Annotated in this window: 16 protein-coding genes and 3 tRNA genes; 7 read left to right on the forward strand and 12 right to left on the reverse strand. The window is 67.4% G+C overall.

Going from position 1 to position 14,358, the window contains the following annotated elements; translation table 11 throughout:
- Positions 1-30: 30 nt before the first annotated feature.
- The 4 genes from J2S57_RS12555 to J2S57_RS12570 all read right to left on the reverse strand — a co-directional run bounded on the left by J2S57_RS12555 (position 31) and on the right by J2S57_RS12570 (position 3,694).
- Positions 31-1,779, reverse strand: coding sequence for a sensor histidine kinase (locus J2S57_RS12555; protein ID WP_307241907.1), 1,749 nt, complete (start codon positions 1,777-1,779; stop codon positions 31-33).
- A gap of 43 nt (positions 1,780-1,822) precedes the next feature.
- The gene (locus tag J2S57_RS12560; protein ID WP_307241909.1) at positions 1,823-2,296 is read right to left on the reverse strand and encodes a pyridoxamine 5'-phosphate oxidase family protein; all 474 of its coding nucleotides are present in this window, start codon (positions 2,294-2,296) and stop codon (positions 1,823-1,825) included.
- Positions 2,297-2,512: 216 nt separating this feature from the next.
- Entirely contained in the window at positions 2,513-2,986 is a 474-nt protein-coding gene (locus J2S57_RS12565) for a universal stress protein (protein ID WP_307241911.1), read from the reverse strand.
- Between the two features lie 84 nt (positions 2,987-3,070).
- Positions 3,071-3,694: a hypothetical protein gene (locus J2S57_RS12570; RefSeq protein WP_307241913.1), complete on the reverse strand. Its 624-nt coding sequence runs from the start codon at positions 3,692-3,694 to the stop codon at positions 3,071-3,073.
- A 312-nt stretch (positions 3,695-4,006) separates the two neighbouring features.
- On the opposite strand from J2S57_RS12570, the gene J2S57_RS12575 reads away from it, so the two are divergent.
- The 4 genes from J2S57_RS12575 to J2S57_RS12590 all read left to right on the forward strand — a co-directional run bounded on the left by J2S57_RS12575 (position 4,007) and on the right by J2S57_RS12590 (position 4,809).
- Positions 4,007-4,204, forward strand: a complete 198-nt coding sequence (locus J2S57_RS12575) for a DUF4926 domain-containing protein (RefSeq protein ID WP_307241915.1) — start codon at positions 4,007-4,009, stop codon at positions 4,202-4,204.
- Positions 4,205-4,529: 325 nt separating this feature from the next.
- Positions 4,530-4,602 (forward strand) — tRNA-Glu (locus J2S57_RS12580).
- Positions 4,603-4,624: 22 nt separating this feature from the next.
- Positions 4,625-4,698: transfer RNA gene (locus tag J2S57_RS12585), tRNA-Asp, on the forward strand.
- Positions 4,699-4,732: 34 nt separating this feature from the next.
- A tRNA-Phe gene (locus J2S57_RS12590) sits at positions 4,733-4,809 on the forward strand.
- A gap of 97 nt (positions 4,810-4,906) precedes the next feature.
- Here the strand turns inward: J2S57_RS12590 and J2S57_RS12595 are convergent.
- The 8 genes from J2S57_RS12595 to J2S57_RS12630 form a co-directional block, all read right to left on the reverse strand.
- Complete coding sequence (locus J2S57_RS12595; protein ID WP_307241917.1) at positions 4,907-6,217, reverse strand: site-specific integrase; 1,311 nt, start codon at positions 6,215-6,217, stop codon at positions 4,907-4,909.
- A gap of 88 nt (positions 6,218-6,305) precedes the next feature.
- Positions 6,306-6,560 (reverse strand): helix-turn-helix domain-containing protein, encoded by a 255-nt coding sequence (locus J2S57_RS12600; protein ID WP_307241919.1) that lies wholly within the window; start codon positions 6,558-6,560, stop codon positions 6,306-6,308.
- Positions 6,557-6,904 (reverse strand): hypothetical protein, encoded by a 348-nt coding sequence (locus J2S57_RS12605; protein WP_307241921.1) that lies wholly within the window; start codon positions 6,902-6,904, stop codon positions 6,557-6,559. Before J2S57_RS12605 ends, J2S57_RS12600 begins: the two co-directional genes overlap by 4 nt.
- Before the next feature lie 587 nt (positions 6,905-7,491).
- Positions 7,492-9,087 (reverse strand): YfjI family protein, encoded by a 1,596-nt coding sequence (locus J2S57_RS12610; protein WP_307241923.1) that lies wholly within the window; start codon positions 9,085-9,087, stop codon positions 7,492-7,494.
- On the reverse strand, positions 9,084-9,296 hold the full coding sequence (locus J2S57_RS12615; RefSeq protein ID WP_307241925.1) for a hypothetical protein: 213 nt from the start codon (positions 9,294-9,296) through the stop codon (positions 9,084-9,086). The genes J2S57_RS12610 and J2S57_RS12615 overlap by 4 nt, the downstream gene beginning before the upstream one ends.
- A complete protein-coding gene (locus J2S57_RS12620; protein ID WP_307241927.1) occupies positions 9,293-10,318 on the reverse strand; it encodes a bifunctional DNA primase/polymerase in 1,026 nt (341 codons plus the stop codon). The genes J2S57_RS12615 and J2S57_RS12620 overlap by 4 nt, the downstream gene beginning before the upstream one ends.
- Before the next feature lie 62 nt (positions 10,319-10,380).
- Entirely contained in the window at positions 10,381-10,791 is a 411-nt protein-coding gene (locus J2S57_RS12625; protein ID WP_307241929.1) for a hypothetical protein, read from the reverse strand.
- 245 nt (positions 10,792-11,036) lie between these two features.
- Entirely contained in the window at positions 11,037-11,561 is a 525-nt protein-coding gene (locus J2S57_RS12630) for a hypothetical protein (protein ID WP_307241932.1), read from the reverse strand.
- 232 nt (positions 11,562-11,793) lie between these two features.
- Here J2S57_RS12630 and J2S57_RS12635 point away from each other — a divergent pair, with 232 nt between their 5' ends.
- From J2S57_RS12635 to J2S57_RS12645, 3 genes are all read left to right on the forward strand, one after another.
- The gene (locus tag J2S57_RS12635; RefSeq protein ID WP_307241934.1) at positions 11,794-12,552 is read left to right on the forward strand and encodes a GntR family transcriptional regulator; all 759 of its coding nucleotides are present in this window, start codon (positions 11,794-11,796) and stop codon (positions 12,550-12,552) included.
- Positions 12,549-13,115 carry a P-loop nucleotide/nucleoside kinase family protein gene (locus tag J2S57_RS12640; RefSeq protein ID WP_307241936.1) on the forward strand — a complete coding sequence of 189 codons (567 nt, stop codon included), beginning with the start codon at positions 12,549-12,551 and terminating at the stop codon, positions 13,113-13,115. The genes J2S57_RS12635 and J2S57_RS12640 overlap by 4 nt, the downstream gene beginning before the upstream one ends.
- Positions 13,116-13,227: 112 nt before the next feature.
- Positions 13,228-13,821 carry a hypothetical protein gene (locus J2S57_RS12645; RefSeq protein ID WP_307241937.1) on the forward strand — a complete coding sequence of 198 codons (594 nt, stop codon included), beginning with the start codon at positions 13,228-13,230 and terminating at the stop codon, positions 13,819-13,821.
- Positions 13,822-14,358 lie beyond the last annotated feature (537 nt).

Raw genomic sequence — 14,358 nt, forward strand, 5'->3', positions numbered from 1 at the left:
GCACGGTGCGGCCCGCCGGCGACCGGAGGTCTAGACCGGCACCTGCCAGCACACCACGGTGCCGCTCGCCCCGCTCGACCGCGTCCTGAAGGCGCAGGTGCCCTCGTGCCGCTCGGCGCGCGTGCGCATGGTCGTGGTGCCCGTACCGATCTTGGCGTCGGCGGAGACGCCGCTCCCGTCGTCCTCGATCTCGAGCGTGACCTGACCGTCGTCCACCCCGAGCCGCACCTCCACGGCCGTGGCGTGGGCGTGGCGGGCCGCGTTCGAGAGGGCCTCGCGCAGCACCGCGAGCAGGTCGCTGTGCACCGACACCGGCACCAGCGTGTCGACCGGGCCGCGGAAGGTCAGCACCGGCTCGAAACCCAGCGCGGTGGTGGCCTCCGAGACCACGCCGAGCGCCTCCGACCGCAGGCTGGCGGGCTCGTCGTCGGGCTGCTGCAGGCTGAAGATCGAGGTCCGGATGGCGTTGATCGTGGTGTCGAGGTCGTCGATCAGGCCGGAGAGCTTGCCCGTCTGGGCCGGGTTCTGGATGCTCATGCCGATGCTCTGCAGGCCCAGGCCCACCGCGAAGATCCGCTGGATCACCAGGTCGTGCAGGTCACGGGCGATGCGGTCGCGATCTTCGAGCACGGCCAGGCGCTGCCGGTCGGAGGCCTGCCGGCTGAACTGCACGGCCAGGGCCGCGTGCCCGGCGAAGCTCTCCACCATCTGCATGTCGGCCTCGGAGTAGGGCTCCTCCTGCGGACCGCGCGCCACCGTGAGCGCACCGATCACATTGTCGCCGACCACCAGGGGCACGAGCACGGCCGGTCCGCTGTAGCACTCGGAGATGCCCGGGCCGGTCACGAAACCCTCGGCCAGGAAGGCTTTCGGCTCGGAGAGACGGGTGTCGGCCAGGTGGTAGGAGGTGCCGAGCGTGGCCTCGGTGTTGTCGCCGTAGGCCGCGCGCACGCTCAGGCCGCCGTCGTGGTCGTTGAGCAGCAGGAAGCTCGCCCCGCCCCCGGCCACGGTGGAGGCCCGCTGCACCACCAGGCGCATGGTCTCCTCGGTCTCGGCGCCCGCCAGCAGCGACTTGGTCACGTCACCGGCCGCGGTCAGCCAGGCCTCCCGGCGCCGGGTGACGTCGAACAGCCGGGAGTTCTCGATCGCGATGCCGGCGGCCGCGGCCAGGGCCACGATCAGCTGCTCGTCGCGCTCGGTGAAGCTTCCGCCGTCCCGCTTCTCGGTCAGGTAGAGGTTGCCGAAGACCTCACCGCGCACGCGCAGAGGGACGCCCAGAAAGCTCCCCATCGGCGGGTGGTTGGCCGGGAACCCGGACGATGCCGGGTGGTCCGAGAGCTTGTCGAGCCGAAGCGGAACCGGCAGCTCGATGAGGACTCCGAGGATGCCCTTGCCGCGCGGCGGATCACCGATCCGGGCGCGGGTGTGGGCCGGGATCCCGACGGTGATGAAGTCGGCCAGGTCGCGGCCGTCGGGCCCGAGCAGGCCGAGCGCGGCGTACTTGGCCTCGGCCAGGTCGGCCGCGAGCTCGGTGATGCGGCGCAGGGTGTCAGGAAGGCTGAGGTCGCTGGCCACCGCGATCACCGCGTCGAGCAGACGGTGCAGCTGCTTCTCGGTGTCGATGATCTCCTGGGAGCGCCCGATCAGCTCCTGCAGCAACCGCTCCAGCCCCAGCTCGGGCAGGGGTGGGGGTTGTCCGGCGCTCCAGTACCGGTGGGCCTCGATGGCTTCCCGGTTGTGGCCGTAACGTTCGATGTCGTCGTCGCTCTGGTCATTCACCGCTGCTGGATCCTCACCGCCGCCGACACGTGCCCGGCTTGAATCATTTCACGGTGGGCTCGAGGTATCGCCCCGTCACGCGTTCCAGCGCGACCGCGAGCATGCGGTCGTGACGCCCGGGCATCCAGGCCCGGGGGCGGTTGACCTGACGGCCGGCCAGCGAGTCACCCTCGCGCAGCTCGAACGAGCGGCCCACCACGGTGACGCTCCAGCCCAGGTGGGTGGCCTCGTCGATCTTGTCGACGTGGAAGGCGACCACGGTGTTGCGGGCTGCGCGCTCGATCGTCGAGCCGTCGGCGAAGGGGATCAGCAGGACGTCGTCGGCGAGGGCGACGTTCACCGGGAGCACGTCGGGCATGGCCTGGTAGGTGAAGACGAGCTGGCCGATCTGGGCGGTGCCCAGCAGTGCCAGGCACTCGGCGCGGTCGAGAACACGCACGGTCAGCTCCGGAAGCCCGTCGTCGTCACCGGACGTCGCGGGCAGCGTGACGTCGGGCTGCTGGTCGGTGCTGGGCACGAAGAGGTCTGACCTTCCGGAGTCCGGCGGAGGTGCGGATCTGGCGAGTCTGCGCTTCACGGTCAGACGTTCAACAGGGTCGAAGGTCCTGATGCCGAGCATCCGGGGCCTCGCTTTCCAGGGGGTCGCTACCGGGGGTGGTGCAGCGGGTCGATGACAAGAACCGAGGCCAGGGAGGGAATCTCCTGGCCTCGGGCGGGTGATGCGTTCTCGGATTCAGCCGGCTTCGACGAGACCCTCCTTCCGTGAGGTGTTCTCCTCGGGGACGGTCTCCCCGTGGACGACCAGGGCGGGGCAGGAGGCGTACTCGGCGACCTTGGCGCTGACCGAGCCGAGCAGGACGCCGGCGACGCCTCCGTGACCGCGGCTCCCGACGACCACCAGAGTGGCGAAACGGGATTCGTCGATCAGGGTCTTCGCGGCGTTGCCCTCACGGACCACCTGCTCGACGGTGACCGGCGGGCGGTCCCCGAGAGCGTCGGTGACGGTCTCGGCGAGCACGCGGGCCGCGTCGCGTTCGGGGTTCCAGTCGGCCGGGCAGGCGGCCCAGCCGTAGGTGGCGGGGAATTCCCAGGCGGTGACGGCGCGGAGGGTGTCTCCGGTGGCCGCGGCCAGCTGGGAGGCCCATCGCAGGGCCTGGCGGGACTGGATCGAGCCGTCGACCCCGACGACGATGCGGTGGGTGGTCATGGCCGGATCCCCTTTCTCGGTGGGTGTTCTCGTGAATTCTCGGGCCGGGTCACCCGGTAGCGACCCGGCGGATCGCCGGAGGGGTCAGTGCATCCACTTCTGGCTGCTGACGACCGGGAGCTTCTCCCAGACGTTGCCCAGGCCCCAGGTCTTGCCGGCGGCCACCGCGACCAGGGCGAAAAGCACCAGGGCGTAGGCGATGTGGTAGTCCATGAACGGGTTGGTGCTGCCGGTGGGCTCGCCCGCGCCGGTGGTCTGGGCCATCGGCCACTCGGCCAGCCACATCATCGCCATGATGAGCGATCCGCTGACGGCCGAGATCTTCATGGCGACACCGGCGATGACCGCGACACCGATCGCGAACATGCCCAGGATGAAGAGCACGTCCACCACGACGTTGCCCGCCATGTTGTTGAAGAGCGAGGCGAACGGGCCCTGGTCGATGCTGCCCAGGAAGCCCTTGGTCGGGGAATTGCCGTTGATCCAGGCCTTTTCGCTGCTGGTCGAGTACCCCAGCCCGAAGGTCTTGTCGATCGAGGCCCAGAGGAAGATGAACCCGACGAGGATCCGCAGGACCGCGAAGAGTTTCGCGGCGCCGCTGCTCAGGGTGCTGTTCTTGGCTCCGGCTGCGCCCACGGGGCCGGCGCTGCTGGTGAGGCCACTTGCCGACGACGGGCTCTCGACGGGGGCCGCGTTCTCGATCGACATGACCGGTTCCTCTCTGAGGTTCTTGCGTCCTTTGCTGATGCCTTGAGTCTTCTCCGCCGGAACGGTTCCGGAACCGGCCAAAAGCACGCCGTCGGCCCGGCAAAGGTCCCGCCAAAGGTCCCTGCCTTTCTGCAAAGATTTCGCACTGATTGACACCCCTTCTGACCAGGGCATTCGTCTTTTGTGGCGGGGTGTTGCAAAGTGGCGCGCACCCAAGGGCGGCGAGGCGGTTTTCGTCGATCTTGGCGACCGCTGACAAGGCACCGCCAGGTGCCTTCACAAACGCATTTGGTGATCAGTGTGAGGTGCGCTGTGCTGCATAATTTCGACCTCGTCGCTCTGGCCGTGACTCTGCCCGAGCACGATCTGGTTCCCGGGGCGCTGGGAACGGTCGTCGAGGTCTACACCGACCCGAAAGAGGCGTACCACGTGGAGTTCGGGGCTTCCGACGGCGGCGTGACCCCGCTGGTCCGGCTCGGGCCCGACGAGGTGCACAAACTCGGTCGATGAGGGGTGGGGCCCGTCGGGCCCCTTCCCGATGCTCTCGTCAGACGTGTCGGCGAGTCGGCTGCCGGGGCCGTTGCGGCATCCCGGCCGCGGGCGGTTCGTGTGGTCTGGGTTACGCCGGGGTCGCCTTTGTGCCTGATCGTGGACGCGCCGGGGCGGCGACCCGCCGTGTCCCGATCTCCGGGTGGTTGGCATCGGTGCAGGTCAGGACGGGTTTCCCGGGGTTGCGGAGGCGGAGTCCGGAAGTCGCTTTGGAGATCGGCCCCCTCATCCCCTAAGCTTCTACATGTCCGCAACGGAGACCAGAAAAGTCCGACGCGAGTCTGAGGCCCCCATCGTCTAGTGGCCTAGGACGCCGCCCTTTCAAGGCGGTAGCACGGGTTCGAATCCCGTTGGGGGTACGCTTCACCGCACCATCAGCAAGGCCCTGTAGCGCAGTTGGTTAGCGCGCCGCCCTGTCAAGGCGGAGGTCGCGGGTTCAAGTCCCGTCAGGGTCGCTTCGCCTGAGTCAGCACGTTCGTCTCAGGTTCCGGCCAGGTAGCTCAGTTGGTACGAGCGTCCGACTGAAAATCGGAAGGTCGACGGTTCGACCCCGTCCCTGGCCACCAGAACAAAAGCGCCCCTGACCTGCGGAAACGCAGGGCGGGGGCGCTTTCTGGTTTGCTCACTGGGACCGTTCCGATGGGCTAGTTGCTCACGTATTGCTCACAAGGTGCGGCGATCGGGGCGGTGTCGTGTCAGAAGCTTCGCCGCTTCGTTGACCTGTTGAGCGGCCTCACCCCGGATCAAGTGGGCGTAGACCTGTCGTGTCACCTGCGGGGAGGAGTGCCCGAGGATGAGCTGAACGATCTCGATCGGGACGCCGCCGGCCAGCATCAGGGAACACGCGCCATGCCGGGTGTCGTGCAGTCTGACCGAGGGAAGGTCGCAGGCGCGCGCCTGACGCTCGAACTCCACGGTCACCCTGTCTGGGCGCAGGGGTACGCCGTCGGGGCGGCAGAAGACCAGGTCGTGGTCCTGGTAGTCGGACCCCATGAAGTCCTTCTCGGCGTTTTGGCGCTCACCGTGCCGCTGGAGAGCTTCCTGTGCGGGAGAGGCCAGAGGCACCCACCGGCGCCCCTTGCGCGACTTGGGTGCCTTGAACAGGCGGCCGACGTGTTCGGCGGCGCACGCCGGGCAGGCGGCCTGCTGGGGCGTGATCTGTTTCCGGGTCACGGACACGATCGTCTGTCGCACCCGGAGGCCGGCGCCGTCGGGATCGATGTCCGACCAGCGCAGGCCGCACAGCTCCGCTCGGCGGAGTCCCGCATAAGCCGCGAGCTCGTACAGCGCCGATAGCCGATCGTCGAACATGTGCTCAAGAAAGCGCGCCGTCTCGGCCGGCTGCCACACAACGGGTTCGTCGTCATCGTCGATCTCTGAGGCGGTGGAGATTGAATCCATCTGTCCCATGGCCGGATTGACTGCTATCAGCTCTCGCCGTTGAGCCGCCGAGAGAGCGGCCCGGAGGGTACGGCGATATCCGTCAATGGTTGCGGAGGATCGCTTTTCGACTCGACGCCCGACGTTGCCGGCCGGACGGTCCCCGTCGATCGGTGCAGACAGGGCAGCGAGAACGGACTCGATCTGACTGCGGCGAAGGTCTCGAAGTAGAACGTTGCCGAGATAAGGCTTCCATGCGTCCCTGACGTGCCCACGGTAGTTCTTGATGGTGTTCACCGATCGACCACCCGCCACCATTTCCGCGAGCCACTGATCAAGCCACTTGCCGAGAGTCATTCGCTGGTCGTCGGTCCATGTCCCGGTGTTCAGCTTCGTCAGCTCTGCCGTAAGCGCTTCCTCGGCAAAATCTTTGGTGCGGAAGCCGCTTCGGGTGATCTGGCGGCGCTTGCCAGTGGTGGAATCCGTTCCGGCGTCAACGGTGTATGACCAGGAACCGTGCTGCTTTCGGCAGTTCTTCACTCGGCGACCATCGGCGGTCCGGCATTGGCAGCGCTTGGAAACGGAGCCACGCATTCTTTGAGAATCCTTCTGGGGTAGGGATATGACGGTGGGTTGCGGCACGGGCCGTGCGGATACGTGGCACGGCCCGTGCCAGGGTTGATTACCGCTGGATGTCGTCGCCGGAGACCTTGCGGAGGGCGCGCTCCACATCCTCATCGGTGGCTTCGGGAAGGTCGTTCAGCCAGGCGTTGAACCTGGCCTTGGGGATAACCCAGCGGTCCCCAATCTTTTTCGCGGGAATCTCTCCCTTCCGGATCATCGTGTACGTCGTCCCTCGGGACAGGGAGAGAAGCTGCGCCACTTCCATGACGGTGTAGACGGCCCGGTTGGATTCGATGCGGACGACGGTGCTCACGGAGCCTCCAGGTCGATGGTGGTCATGCAGAAGTCGCAGAGTCCGTAGGCGTAGAGCAAGGGGCCGCAGAAGGCGAGGTTGAGGTTGAGGGTGTCGACCTCGCGGCGGCAGCGGTCGCAGGTGTTGTCCTCGGCTCCTTGGGGGTCGAGCAGGGGGAAGCAGGTCGGGCAGGCGATGTGGTCGGGTGCCCAGGCGGCGGCGCATCGGGTGGGTGTGGTGGCCAGGTGCGGGCAGGCTCGGAGGTTGCCGGCGGCGGCACGGTCGGCGATGGTGCGGACCTTGTTCATGAGCCAGGCGGGCGTGGCGCTGGTGTCCAGGTGGGTGGTGATCGTGGGGCGAGACATGGTGGTGGCGTGTCCTCTCGCGGGTGGGGACGGCAGGAGCGGCTAGAGCATTAGGCGGGAATCCGAGGGTGTTTCAGCCGGTGTTCGCGGCTCGCGGCCGGTGGTGGGTCTAGGTCCTAGTGGCCTGCTCGGAGCTGGTTTTTGGGTCTAGGGGTGCCTCTAGGGCTAGGGGCCGGGTGGCTCTAGGGGTCTTGGTCGTGCCGGGCGGATCGAGCTCGGCCGGCGGGGTTAACCCGCTCGGAGCAGAGTTAGCTTTGTAACTCCGTCGCCGGGAGGTGTTATCTGTGGGCTGACCTGCGGTGAGTTAGGAAGTTAAGCGAGTTAGGTGCGGCCCGCAGAGGGCCTGGTAGGGGCCGGATGAGCCGTTTCGGGGAGGGGTCAGGGACGTAACTCGCCGGGCGCTCGGTCCCCGGCCGGATTGGGGCGCCGCAGAACCCGCACAACCTGCACAACCCCTGCCGACCGGTCGTGACCAGGCGCGTTGCTTCCCGGTCTCTGGTTCCGCAGAACTGTGCAGAACCCGCAGAACCTCCTGCCGCGACGCGGGATCGGTTGAACCTGCTCTGTTGGTGTAGATCCTCGGGTGGTCATTGGTCCTGCTTGCCGGGGGTGTGGTGGGTGGCCGGGTGGACGTCGTAGCGGGGGGACGGTGGCCGGCCGCCTTTGCGGGGGCCGGGCGGGGGTTCCTGCTGTTTGATCCAGCCGGTGTCTTCGAGCGTGGCCAGGGGCGCGTCCAGGTCGGTGGCTTTCGGGAACCGGGATCGGGGCAGGGCGTTGAAGGCGTCTCGGCGGGTGAAGGTTTCGGTGCCGGTGCGGGTGATCCAGTCCAGGACGGCGCGGGCGTCGTCGGTCTGGGTGTCGGAGCCCATGAGGTCGAACACGGCCAGGGCGTGAGCGAGGTAGTAGGTGCCCAGTCGTGCTGCACCGTGCATGGTTTCGAGGCTGACCGGGTGTGTCCAGGCGTCGGGGTGTTCGGCCAGGTGCAGGAGGCCGGCCAGGCGGGTGGTGGCTCCGATGAGCTTGGAGGCCCAGTCGGTGACGTGGGCCAGGCTCGCGCCGGGGGCCAGGCGGGGTTCTAGCTCGGTCTCGAGTCGCAGGACTTCCTGTGCGGCTTCGGGGGTGAGGGTCAGGACGGCGGGGTCGGTCCACTCGGCCAGGGTCAGCACGAGGGCGCACAGGCGGTCGCTGTAGGCGGTGAGAACCTGCTCGGTTGGTGCGGGCGGGCCGATCTGTCGTCGGCCGACGGTGTTCTCGGGTAGGGAGTACAGGATTCGACCGAGCAGCCCACGTCCCCGGAACCCGGGCATCCCGGCGATGTCGCGCAGCACGTCGGGCTGCACGGCCAGGCCGAGGGTGAGGGCCGGGGCGGTGATGTGCTCGGCGTCGCGGCCCTTGCGGTCCACGCGCATCATGTCCCCGGCGTGGCCCTTGAGGAACACCTCAAGGTTGGGGGTGCCGGAGTAGCGGCCGGCGATCGTGGCGAAGATGCCGCCCTCGGCCGACAGGACGGCCAGGCGTCCGCCCTGCTCGGCCAGCAGGGACGTTGCGGTTTCGGGGGTGATGTCGTCGGCGACCAGGCGCGGGATGACGGGGACCGTGATCCCCCGGACCTCGGCCGCACTGCCCAGGGCATCGGCGAACGCGTCGTGCCCGCCCTGCTCGGCGGTGCGGGCGAGCTTTTCGGCGTTGGCCTGAGCCACCCGCAGCATGAGGGCGGACTCGTCGATCTGGTGGGCGACCTGTTCGGCCAGGGCTCGTTCAGCGGCCAGGATCGGCCCGGTCAGGGCCTTGAAGACCGGGGACTTGCGGGAGCCGGGCGGCAGCGCGACGACGGTGAACAGGTTCACCGGTTCACGCCACCCGGCGCGGACCTCGACCACGGCCCGTCCGCCGGCCGCTGTGGACAGCGCGGCCAGGGCGATGCACCCGGCCAGGTCCGGCGGGGTCTGGTTGAACACGGTCACGGCCTCGACCTGGTCTCGGACCCAGGCGGGGAACACGTCGACCGGGAACGGCGGAAGCATCCGGGCCGGGGACAGCGGGGTTGGTGGTCCGTCCCACTGCGGCGGCACCCGGTCCGCCTGTCCGGCATGGTCGGCCTGTGGGGGCGTGTCGAGGTCGGGGACGGCCCGGACAGGACCGCGACGGTGCGGGGCGCTGGGACGCTCGGCGTTGACGCTCATCGGACACCACCGTCCGCGACCGCACCGGACAACCGGGCGGACATCGGGGCGGACATCTGGCCGGACAGTTCGGGGGCGTTGAGGGTCGGTGCGGGCAGGGTGTTGGCCCTGGTCAGTGGGGTGATCGTGTCCGGTCGAATGTCGGGCTCCTTGTCGGTGCGAATGTCGGGCACGGTGTCGGCCCTGATGTCGGTTCGGGTGTCGGTCATGCCGCGCTCCTGCGGGTCGAGGTTGCGGGCAGGGTGCGGGGACGCTCGGCGCCGCGTCGCAGCCCGGACGCGATGGTCCGGACGGTTTCGGTGTCGCTCTGTCCGACAGCTCTCGCGGCCGGTGTCAGCACGTCGTGGACGGTCTGCTCGCTCAGGGCGCCACCGGCGACCAGTTGTCCGAGCTGAACCGCGGCGGCGTACACGGCGCGGTTGCGGGTGCCGTCCCCGGCCGCGTGGATTGAGGCCACGGCCCCGTTCACGGCCGCTTCGAGGTAGGCCCGGGCACGGGCGTTCCCACCGTGAAGCCGCACCGGGGACGGCCCGGCCACCGGCGCCGGGCGCGGGGCGAGTACCTCGGCCAGCCACCCGGGCAAGGGCGCGGCCGGGGCGTCGTGGTCGTGCGCGCGGTAAGGGCGGCTGGCCACGATCGTGGGCGGGGCGACCACGTACCCACCGTGTGCCCGGGTGTCGACCAACCACCCGAGGTGCCCGGCCGTCGAGCGCAGCCGGGGCGCGTCCGGGCCGCTCGGGGCGGCGAAGTACAGGTGCGTCCCGCCGGACCCGGTGCTGACCGTGTATGTGTCCAGCGGGACCGGCTGACCGGACCGAGCACACAGCAGGTCGAAAACGTCTGCACCGTCAATGATCCCGGGTTCGGTCCACTCGGCCGGCGGGCGGGTGAGTGCGCCGTCAGGGCCGGTCTTGGGCCGGTCGAGGTCGATCACGACCAGGTCGGAGGGGCCGGTAGCGATCCCGATGCCGAACGGCACTCGCGACCAGGCCGCCTCGATCCGGCCGGGATCGGTGGTGGCCCGCTCCTGCCACGGCACGTGCCGTCCTGCCCGGCGGCATCGGGGATCGGTTGCGGTGCAACGGGTCTCGGAGTGTTCAGGGAACGCGGGACGTTTGTCCCCCGGCCGCAGCGGGAAGACGTGCCACCCGCGTGCGGCGTAGGCCAGCGCGGCCGGCACCAGGGCGCCGTGCTGCTCGGGTGCGGGGTGAGGACCGGTGATCCAGCTCAACGGCTGATCTCCTCTCGGTTGACGCGGATCAGGGACGCTGGTGGGGGCGGGGGGTTGCCTCCTCAGGGGTTGAGGGTGTTGGCGCGAGAAGTCCCGAACCGCAGGTAGTTCGGGTGACGCTCGCGCATCCGGGCCAGGTGCAGGCGCTGGCCCATGCTCCGGGCCGCGTCGAAGCGTCGGCTCCCGCCGGTCATCACCCGGTAGGCGTCCGTCAGTTCGGCCCGCTCCCGCGAGTCCATGCCGCCCTCGCGCATCCGGGCGGCGGTCACGCTCATCTCGGCGTCGAGCATCAGGACGCGGGCGATACCGACCCGGTCCACGATCACGGCGGCGACCAGGTCGTGAAGCTCCTGCACACTCAGCCGGTCCCGATCGGCCGGCGACCACTCATCGGTCAGCAGCAGAGCGGCGGCCAGGTGACTGGCCGCGAGATCCGCGACCCAGGAAAGGTTTCCCGACTCCAGAGTCTGCATCGCACGTCCCCTTCACGACAGGAAGAACATCTACGGAGCGTTACGGATCGACGGAGGGACGCAGCGCTAGCGAGCGGCGCGGGGCTGTGTCCGAAACGGCGTGAACACGGGGTTTCACGCATCGGCCGGCGGATCGGTGCTAGTTGCTAGCGTCCTGGCCAGAGCCCGGACAGACTGCTAGCGGGGGTGCTAGCGCTAGCAGGGCCAGGTGCTAGAGCGAGCAGCCCTGCTAGCGCCCGCTCCCACTACGGACGGTGAATGCCGGCCAGAGCCCGGGGGCGCGTCGCGCGGGCCGGTCGCGCGGGCTGGGTGCACGGAACCTGAGTGGGAACCGGGGCCGGGCCGGGGTCGAACCCGAACGCGGCATCCACGGCCCGCGAGATCAGGGCGAAGCACTCGGCCAGGTCGTGGCCGGCGTAGCTGTCCTGAAACTCGTCGGTCTCGATCGTGCCCTTGACCCGCCAGGAACCGGCGGACATGTAAGCGCCGAGAACCCACTCGCGGAAGGTGTCCGCGTCGAGGTCCGCGATGTCATCGCCGGTCCACCCGGCCTGGATCGCCGTCATACCGGCCGCAACCAGAACCTCACGGCCGAACGGGATCGCGATCCACGCGGACTGCTCGGTCAGGGGCCAACCGCGACCGGCGGCGGCAACGAGATCCGCCTCGTGTGTGGTGGTGGCAATCTCACGACTGTCGGCCAGGAAGAACCGGTTGCCGAACTCGGACCGCTCGGCTTCACGGGGAGCAAGGATAGGCTTGACCTGCATCGTTCTCTCCTGACCTAGGAAGTGTCGATGTACGAGGTCCGGCGGCTGAGCCCCGCCGGGCCTCACTCGTTTTGCGGCCTTGCCAGTGGCGCTGCTCCGGTTGGGTGAACCTTCTGAGCACTTCCCCAAGGTTCCATAGGGTTCCAAAGGGTGTCAAGCAGTTCCCTAGGGTTCCTGCTGGAAGCGCGGTAGGCTTGGAGTCGTCAGTGACGCATCGGCAAGGAGCGAAGAAATGCCAGGTCAGGCCGACAATCGGGCGCCATACGCGAAGATTGCCGCGCACTACATGGAGCTCATCTCATCTGGCGCTTTGCAGCCGGGGACCTTGCTGCCGAGCATCAAGGCGCTCTCGGAGGAGTGGAAAGTCAGCACGACCACGGCAGAGAAGGCTCTCCGCAAGCTGCGGGACGAAGGGCTTGTCCGTGGGATTCACGGCATCGGCACTGAGGTGCTCGATCAGCCGGCGCCGATGTCATCGGGTGCTCAGCGGCAGGATCGCGGGCGGCGCACTGGTTCTAGTTGGGGATCTGGTGAGCGATCTGACTCGCACGCGGCGGACGTAGTGCCGGCGCCTGTCGATGTGGCCCAGGCCCTTGATATCCAGCCCGGAGCCGAAGTTGTCCGTCGGAGCCGGGTGTACCGAGACCGGCATGGCATTGTGGCTCAAAGTACGTCGTGGATTCCGATGCGTTTCGGAAAGCTCATTCCGCAGCTGCTATCCAGTGAGCGACTGACAGGCGGAACGTCGTTGCAGCTCATTGCGAAAGTGACGGGAAACCCAATCAGTCATCGAATTGACACCGCGTCAGCGCACCTGTTGACGACGGAAACTGCTCTCCTGTTAGAGCTGGACCCGGACAATCCACCATCGGATCCCGTAGTAGTGATGACTGCAAAGTTTGTGGACAGTGAAGGCGAAATTGTGGAGTACGGTGTCGATCTCGGTGGGCCGGGACGGACATGGCGCACGGAGTCAGAGGTATCGCCGTGACCGGTGGTGATGTAAAGCTGCCCCAATCACCGTTCTGCGTTCTGATGGTAGGACTCCCCGGCTCGGGAAAAACTACTCTCGCGCGTGCACTTACCGATCGAGGGTATGAGCGCATTTCTCCTGATGAAGAAATGTTTCGCAGGCATGGTGTCTATGGAGTGGATTTTCCGCGAGGTATATTTCCAACTTTGGAAAAGCCGGTGCTGGAAGAGACTCGTGTAGTCCTCGCAGATCTTCTGCGATCTGGAAAAAACGTGGTTGTAGATCACGGATTCTGGACTCCGGAAGACCGAGCGCTTTGGCGTGAAACGGCGGAGGGGGCAGGCGCCAGAACAGCTCTGGTGTATCTCGAAGCCACCCATGAGGAGTTGTGGGAGCGAATCGAGAAGCGCAACAAGTATCACGAGAATGATCCGAACTCGATCTATTTTGCCGAGAGTGATTTGAAGCGCTATCGAGCCCGCTTCATCCCTCCTCAGGCTGACGAGCCGCATCTGTTGTACGACGGTGATGCCGACATCGTGCGGGTGTGGGAGGAGTCTGAGGCGCGACCGTCGGAGTAGTTCTGTGCAGGGTCTCTGTGGATCGTGTGATTTCTGTGGCGAACGGCCATCGCTGTGATGATGGCGGCGTGACGGCTTCCGTGTGCAGTATCAGTTAGGCCATGATGGCCCGGTGCTTACGACGGCTCAAACAATCGCCGAGACGGCCCCCTGGTGGTTCGCCGGCACCATCGGCCTAGCTGGTGTGACGATCGGCGTGATCCTTAAATGGATTACCGATGCTCTCTCGCAGCGGAACAGGAATAGGCGAGAGTCGCAATACCGGTTTATCGCTGATAAGCGGACTGCTTTCACCAACTTTCTTGCAGCCTCCCACGCGGTGGCGGACGTCCGGGAGCAGATGCGGGACCATGAGGTGCGTAGGTTGCAGTTGGACGCCAAAGATTCAAGCCAGGCTGAGGACGATGAATTCAACGAAAAGCTGGATCATTTAGGCCGAGCATGGGAGTCATCATGGTCTGACCTTCGGGAGGCAGTTGCCATGATCGACCTCATAGCCGACAAGGCGACAATCAGCGCGTGTCACGCTCTCGCCTCGGTCGCGCATCGGAAGCACGGCCTTCGCCGACGATGGGAGGCAGAGGAGAAGTTCATAGCGGAGGCTCGGCGCGAGCTTGAAGCCGTGCCCGTCAAAGACGCAACTGCATGGGTTCCGGAGGACTTTGCTGATGACGAGGATGAGGAGGAGCAGGAGGCCTCGCGGTAGTTCGCGGGCGATGGCCCGGATTCTCAGCCCGGAGATGGGACTGTGAGACGACATCCCCCATATCGCGGCGTGAGTCAGCGGCTGGCCAGCCGTGCTGGCCGCCGGGCAGGGTTGTGCGGGTTTTGTGAAGTTCTGCGGAGGTGAAGCCCGCGAAGCAACATGCCTGGTCACGGCTGGTCAACAGAGGTTGTGCAGGTTGTGCGGGTTCTGCGTGAGAGGTAGCGGTAGCGGCTGGGGAGCACCCGCGGGGCAGGTTACTGAGGGATTCTGCAGCCGTCGAGACGGCCGCCGCTACCCGGGGATTGCGGGCATCGATGCTGGTCACGTGCGGGCGGGAGCGGTAGCGGCTGAGGTGACGTCGCCGCTACCCAGGTAGCGGCTCGCGGGGAAGGCGCCGGCATGTTCCGCCAGGCCAAATTCCGTGCGGGCGGTGGCAACGTCTGTCGGGCCGCTAGGCCGCAAGAGACCAGGCGGCAGAGGGCGGGAAGGGCAAGACGATGCCTAGCGGGTCCGCTAGGGCTAGCGGGTCGGGTCGCT

Origin of the sequence: Kineosporia succinea (assembly GCF_030811555.1) — a bacterium.
In the GTDB taxonomy this organism is placed as follows: Bacteria; Actinomycetota; Actinomycetes; order Actinomycetales; family Kineosporiaceae; genus Kineosporia; species Kineosporia succinea.

Bases quoted from the DNA above. Each gene is read 5' to 3' on its own strand.
- J2S57_RS12565 (WP_307241911.1), bottom strand. From the start codon at position 2,986: ATGACCACCCACCGCATCGTCGTCGGGGTCGACGGCTCGATCCAGTCC.
- J2S57_RS12570 (WP_307241913.1), bottom strand. From the start codon at position 3,694: ATGTCGATCGAGAACGCGGCCCCCGTCGAGAGCCCGTCGTCGGCAAGT.
- J2S57_RS12595 (WP_307241917.1), bottom strand. From the start codon at position 6,217: ATGCGTGGCTCCGTTTCCAAGCGCTGCCAATGCCGGACCGCCGATGGT.
- J2S57_RS12605 (WP_307241921.1), bottom strand. From the start codon at position 6,904: ATGTCTCGCCCCACGATCACCACCCACCTGGACACCAGCGCCACGCCC.
- J2S57_RS12610 (WP_307241923.1), bottom strand. From the start codon at position 9,087: ATGAGCGTCAACGCCGAGCGTCCCAGCGCCCCGCACCGTCGCGGTCCT.
- J2S57_RS12615 (WP_307241925.1), bottom strand. From the start codon at position 9,296: ATGACCGACACCCGAACCGACATCAGGGCCGACACCGTGCCCGACATT.
- J2S57_RS12625 (WP_307241929.1), bottom strand. From the start codon at position 10,791: ATGCAGACTCTGGAGTCGGGAAACCTTTCCTGGGTCGCGGATCTCGCG.
- J2S57_RS12630 (WP_307241932.1), bottom strand. From the start codon at position 11,561: ATGCAGGTCAAGCCTATCCTTGCTCCCCGTGAAGCCGAGCGGTCCGAG.
- J2S57_RS12635 (WP_307241934.1), top strand. From the start codon at position 11,794: ATGCCAGGTCAGGCCGACAATCGGGCGCCATACGCGAAGATTGCCGCG.